Genomic DNA, 6,524 nt, shown 5'->3' on the forward strand with positions numbered 1-6,524 from the left:
TAAGACCTGCTACTTGGTAATCACGAAGATTAGCTTTTAAATTTTTAGGGATACTTAAATCTAAGTTTTCTATATTATCAAAGTCATCACAAATACGATTAACAAATTGCTTACCTTCTATAAAGTTTAAATTTTTACTTTTAAACATATCATTAATATATAAAGCCTTACTAAAATGAACTTTAGAGTCATCAAAGCTTGATACATTTAAGTTTTCAACAAGCTCAAATAAATCCTTAGTTTCACTATCTTCTAAATCTAAGAAACTTCCATTTTTTAATTTGTAAAATCTCTTTTTTTCTTTAAAGGCAAGGAACATATCTTTATATTCATTTTGATTTATATCGTCAATATTAAATGAAAAATTCAAATAACCATCTAAACTATCTCTTATAGATGCATGAATAGAAGTTGATTTTATAATTTTTCTATTTTTAAATTTATCAGAATAATAGACATCACCTAAACTTTTAAGGTTCACTATCTCTATATCTAAAAAGTTAAATAATTCTTCATCATTGCCATCAAATACATAGTATGAATCATTATTTATAAAGTTAAGAGATAAAAGTTTATCTTTAAATATTTTTTCTTTTTCTAAATTTCTAACAACATATTTTGTTTTATTTTCATCATCATACTCAAATTTAAGTTCGCATACTATATTACTATTTTTCAAGTCAAAGTAAAATTTAGTATTAAAATCACTTACTATATTATCTTTTATTTCATTATCAATATTTATATTTTTAGAAAAACTTTTAACTTTAGGAACTAAATTAGTTAAAAGAGGATCTATTTCCTCTTTGGTAAATTCTATATTATTGTGATCTTTTAATATAGAATAAAGTGTTTTATAATTTCTAGCATCTTCATTAGATAATAAATATATATTCTCATCATACAAAACAACATCCCCTTTATGAGTAAGGGGCATAGGTAAATTATTATTGCATTTTAGTTCTATATTTTCATCACATTTTTCTAAATCTAGATTTATAGGTAATTTTTCATTTACAACTTTAGGAAGGTAAATTTCCTTATTATAAGTAAGTGTAAATTCTTTATCTCCCAAGGTTTTTAAAAATCTTTTTAATCCACTACTTCCAACATCTAAAAATTTAGCGTTAAAACTATTTAAAGCCATAGTATTTTTACGTCCAAAGTCTTCTATTATATCAACTAACTCTTCATCTACACCTTCAAAGTAATGAATATTAGGATTGTATATGAAGTTTTTTCCATATTCTAATAAATCATTATTAATTCTAGCGAATGAAAAGTCCTTTAAACTTTTAAGGACATACATTTTATCGGTTCCTATTTTAAAATCTGCAAATACACCATTATCACTTATATCTATATTTACCTCTAAATTAACCTTTTCTTTTTTATCATTATTAAAATAAGATAGAAGTTTTTTATTAGGTGTAGTAGGAGTATTATAAACATTTGAATTATTATTTTTATTTAATACATTATTTACTACTTTTAAAGAAGCTTCCTTTTTTAGTTGTCTAATTCCAGTTATACTAGTTGCAGCAATATGTTTACAAATAAATATATTGCTTTGATTATGTCTTGAAAGATAGTCCTCACAAGTACAACTACAACCAAGTATTTTATTATTTATTGTATCTATAGAAATTGATGTGGTATAAACATCATTAAAAAACTCAGATTCAGCTATTGCATCAAAAGTAACTATACCATCATTTATATTTACTGTTATATGGTCTACTAGTTTTCTATTAAAATACTTAATCCCTCTATTCCATCTAGAGGGTACAGTATTATTCATAACTAAATTTTGTATATTATTAAAGTCCAAAATATCACCTTACTCTCTGTTGTATATAAAATATTATAGTCTAAAATTAACACAATGACACAAAAATATTATAATTTTGATTTACATTTAATTTATAGTGATAAATTTTATTATAAAATAAACTATATAAAGGTACATATATATTATAAATTCAATAAAAAATATACTTACTAATATAAAAAGTCTTATAAAGTTTATTATCACAAATTATTATTTAGGTTTAATAGAATCTTATAAAAATATCTTAAATCTTTTGTACTAATTATCTTATGATACATATTGAAATTGCTATATAAACTTTTTATTATCAAAATTTAGCTTGCTAGAATCTAATATTTCTAGTAAATATATTTAATTAGCACAACGAGTTAATTTAAATATATTTTCTCATAAAGTAATTGTAATTGGGAAACCTTATATTATAAGGAGAAATGTCATATGAAAAATATAATATTAACTTTACTATCTATACCAAAAGTAGGAAAGAAAAGTGTTGGTTATTTTATAAAATACATGCAAGAAATTCCTAAAAATGAAAATGATATAATAGATATATTTATAGATATTAAAAATGATAATAAGAGAATAAAAGTACCGACTTTAGAAGAAGTTAAATTAGCTTATGAAAGGGTTGAAAAAATAGTAAGTTTATCAAAGAAACAAAACATTGAAACTATAGATATATTACATAAAGATTTCCCTAAAAAATTAAAACTTATAGAAAATGCTCCTCAAGTATTATTTTATAAAGGAAACTATAATGCAATAATAAATGAAAATACTTTAGCTATAATAGGGAGTCGAGAAGCTAGTAAAGAAGGTCAAAAAAATGCATATGAAATGGCATACTTATTTGCAAAAGAAAATTATTCAATAGTAAGTGGTTTAGCTATGGGTTGTGACACCTATGCTCATAAGGGATGCCTAGATGCTAATGGTATGACAGTAGGGGTATTATCTAGTGGATTAGATACAATGTATCCAATTCAAAATAGAGAATTAGCAGAAAGAATAATAGAAAATAACGGTTGTTTGTTAAGTGAATACCCAATAGGATTTACTTCATTTAAAAATAATTTTATAGAAAGAGATAGAATAGAAAGTGGTCTTAGTTTGGGAACTATAGTAATAGAGGCAAATATTAAATCTGGTACTATGCATACTGCACACTTTACATTAGAACAAGAAAGAGTGTTAGCTTGTTTTAATATTAATAAAAGTGGTAATAAATTTCTTTTAGAAAATGATAAGGCTATATCTATAAATGGTAAAGAAGATATGCCTAAAATAAAATATCAACTAGAAAAAGTTAAAGATAGATTAGAAAATAAAAAAGGAGATATTTAAAAAATTTAAATATCTCTTTTTTTATTGACAAATATAATTAAATATCTATAGACAAATAGATTTTTACAATAGACTATCATTTTTAATATAAGATTTAGATATCTTAAATATAGATAGATTAGCTTTTATATTAGTATAAGGACATAGACCTACACTTGAATTTGAATTATTAGTTAAGGAAAAATTTAAATGTGAATCATAAACAGATACAATTGCATCTCCGCAAAGTTGTTCTTTTTTAGTAGTACAACTTTCTATATTATGTCCTTTACAAGATTTAATAGAAAGGGAGACATAATCACTATCATTACAAGTATGTATATTAGCCCACCATCTTATATAGTAAATACCATTAGAATTTATAGTAAAATGACCCGTACTGTAGTTATAAGTTATACTTGGATTAGTATCTATTATACATTTATTAAATATAATAGGTTGGTCTTTATCTATTATATTATTTAAAGTACTTTGCATTTGTAAACACATTTATTTACCTCCGAAATATATTAGTTATATTTTTACAATAAACTTACTAACTACTTATAGATATTTTACAAAATGAAGTTTTATGATAAAATTACTGTAAATATATAATAATAATAAATATGAATGTGGATACCTAATTCTAGTAATACATATATGATTAGACAAAAATATTTAAAACTAATAATATTTTATTCATTACAGCTATTTTTATATTTAGTTCTTTATGTAATGGGAAGTCATAAGATATTATAAGCTTTCCGAAATAAATATTGATGATAGGTTATATCAGTCTAAATTAAGTAGAATATTTAAAAAGCAAAGGTTAAAAATTACCAGAAAGTTATGAGTTAGGAAAATAGTTTTAACTAACCAACAGATTAATATATAATTCTAAAGGAGATAAATATGGACAGATTAATAACTAAAGAAAAAGTTTTTGTACAAACTAACCAATTAGCAGAAATACTTATAAACAGCAATGGGTATGAAGATTTTCATAATAATATAGTAAAAAATAATATAGTATGTGAAGAAAGTAAAAACTATGAAATAGCAGGGGCTGGGTTTATAGATTTTAACCAACATCTATATGAAGATATAAACCATATGAACTCGATAAGTGGTGGATTATATTTAGATATGACTTTAGTCATGTTTAAAATATACATATGGGGATCAAAAGGTGAAGGTTTTGAAATATTTAGACATGTTTTAAGAGGCGAAGAAATAGCTAATTTAAAATCTATAGATGATATAAAAGATTACATATACAAAGGATTATCTGAATTAGAAGATGGAATAGTTAACACATATAATAAAGAAACAAAAGAAGCCTTTGAAGGCTTTGGTAAAGGAATAGAAACTAGACAATTACCTCTTCCAAATATACTTAAATATATAAACTTAGAAAATAATATAAATGATTTTAGATAAATTAAAAGTCAAAGTTAAAAAGCTATCTTAAGTTATAAACATTATAACTTAAGGTAGCTATGTTTATGTGCGTGGTTTTAAAAGTAATATTATTTTCTAAGATATAATTAAAGAATAGTATAGAAAAATACTGATATATGTTTATAAAAATAAATAAATTATTTTATAATTATAGTAGTCGAACTTAAAAAAGTTCGTAAATAGATTCTTCAAGGCTCTTGTTATTTTTAGTTATTTTTTTCAAATTTTTCTTTAATGTTGCCCAATACTTTTCTATAGGATTTAAATTTGGAGAATATGGTGGTAAAAATATTAGTTTTAGATTTTTATTAGCATTTTTACATAATTCGTATAATCTACTCTTACAATGAAATGTTGCATTATCCATTACAATATCATCAATTTTAACAGCTATAGTAATATTTAAAGAATTTAGAAGTTATGAAAAAACAGAAGATAAATTAGAAGAAATTAATGCTATATAATATAAAAAAGCTAACTTACATATTTTTAAGTTAGCTTTTTTGTTGTTAAGAAAGTATATTAATTCAATTATTGCCTATAATCACTATAAATAAGTAGTGCTAATTTAAGAATACAAAAATTTATTAAAATAGACTCTTGATAATCCATTAGAGTCTATTTTTTATTAAATATTAAAGGTATATAGTAATTAATTTAACTTATTAATATATTTTATGTATACAAGAAACAAAAACTTTTTCAAAAATAAAAAGGAAAATGATTTCAAGATAAATTTATATACTTATTTCATTAAAATTTTGATACGAATAAAACTTTAATAAACTAAAATTAAAAAAAAGTTAGTTTATATACTGTATGACTTCATCCAAAAAGTTGCTAATATATGTAAAATTAACAATAATATATTAGGAACATAAAACGAATGGAGGATATTGAGATGAAGTTAGAAGGAAAGGTTACAGGGAGAAGATTAAAGCAAGTTAATCCAGAAATATTAACAAGTATATTATTAGTAAGTGCTACAATATTAGCTTTAATAATGTCAAATACAGGTTTAAGAGAAGAATATCATTATGTATTTAATGATATTAAAATATTTGGTGAATTTAATTTACATCTACTAATAAATGATTTTTTAATGGCAATATTTTTCTTAGTAGTAGGGTGTGAGATAAAATATGAAATATTACATGGTCATTTATCGAGTGTAAAAAAAGCTGCATTTCCAGTTATAGCAGCATGTGGTGGAGTAGCATTACCAGCAATCATATTTCTAATGTCAAATTATAATACAAGATTTTCTAATGGTATAGGAATACCAATATCTACTGATATAGCTTTTGCAGTAGGAGTATTTATGGTATTAAAAAATAAATTAGATCCTAGTTTAAAAGTATTTTTACTATCTCTTGCAGTGGTTGATGATTTAATATCCATATTAGTTATAGGTATAGCATATTCTTCAGATATAAATTTAGTAGGAATAATAGGTGCTATAGGTGTAATGTGTATCTTGATTTATATGAACAAAATATTAAAAGTAAAAAAAGCAATGCCATATATGGTTGTAGGAATAGCACTTTGGTTTTTTGTTTATATAAGCAAGATACACTCAACAATAAGTGGTGTATTATTAGCAATGTGTTTACCAGCAAATAGTGATAATAGTGATAAAAGTGTATTAGAGAATGTAAATGACAATTTATCACCATTATGCAATTATTTAATACTTCCGTTATTTGCATTTTCAAATACTGGAATAAATTTATCAGCAAACGTAAATTACTCGGAACTTAAAACACTTATAAAAGGTATAATGGGTGGTCTTATAATAGGAAAACCACTTGGAATAATGCTGTTTAGTTATATAGGAGTAAAATTACACTTAATAGAAAAACCCAAAGATACTACATGGTCATCTCTTCTTCAAGTTGCAATA

Annotated in this window: 5 protein-coding genes and 1 pseudogene; 3 read left to right on the forward strand and 3 right to left on the reverse strand. The window is 23.1% G+C overall.

Features of this window, described 5'->3' with window-relative positions; all coding sequences use genetic code 11:
* Positions 1–1,831, reverse strand: a 1,831-nt coding sequence (locus tag Q5F54_RS09260; protein WP_302334292.1) for an SNF2 helicase associated domain-containing protein, incomplete at its 3' end; no start/stop codon positions are given.
* 438 nt (positions 1,832–2,269) lie between these two features.
* Between Q5F54_RS09260 and Q5F54_RS09265 the strand changes: the two genes are divergently transcribed.
* Complete coding sequence (locus tag Q5F54_RS09265) at positions 2,270–3,178, forward strand: DNA-processing protein DprA (RefSeq protein WP_302334293.1); 909 nt, start codon at positions 2,270–2,272, stop codon at positions 3,176–3,178.
* 63 nt (positions 3,179–3,241) lie between these two features.
* Here Q5F54_RS09265 and Q5F54_RS09270 read toward each other — a convergent pair whose 3' ends face one another.
* Positions 3,242–3,667 (reverse strand): hypothetical protein, encoded by a 426-nt coding sequence (locus tag Q5F54_RS09270; RefSeq protein WP_302169436.1) that lies wholly within the window; start codon positions 3,665–3,667, stop codon positions 3,242–3,244.
* Between the two features lie 405 nt (positions 3,668–4,072).
* Between Q5F54_RS09270 and Q5F54_RS09275 the strand changes: the two genes are divergently transcribed.
* Complete coding sequence (locus Q5F54_RS09275; protein WP_281538712.1) at positions 4,073–4,600, forward strand: hypothetical protein; 528 nt, start codon at positions 4,073–4,075, stop codon at positions 4,598–4,600.
* Between the two features lie 184 nt (positions 4,601–4,784).
* Here Q5F54_RS09275 and Q5F54_RS09280 read toward each other — a convergent pair.
* Positions 4,785–4,994, reverse strand: a pseudogene (locus Q5F54_RS09280) (transposase); the annotation flags it as partial.
* Positions 4,995–5,522: 528 nt separating this feature from the next.
* Here Q5F54_RS09280 and nhaA point away from each other — a divergent pair.
* Positions 5,523–6,524 (forward strand): Na+/H+ antiporter NhaA (gene nhaA, locus Q5F54_RS09285; protein ID WP_302334294.1); only part of this gene is annotated, 1,002 nt, incomplete at its 3' end.

The organism is uncultured Romboutsia sp. (genome assembly GCF_958366745.1).
Taxonomy (GTDB): Bacteria; Bacillota; Clostridia; order Peptostreptococcales; family Peptostreptococcaceae; genus Romboutsia; species Romboutsia timonensis.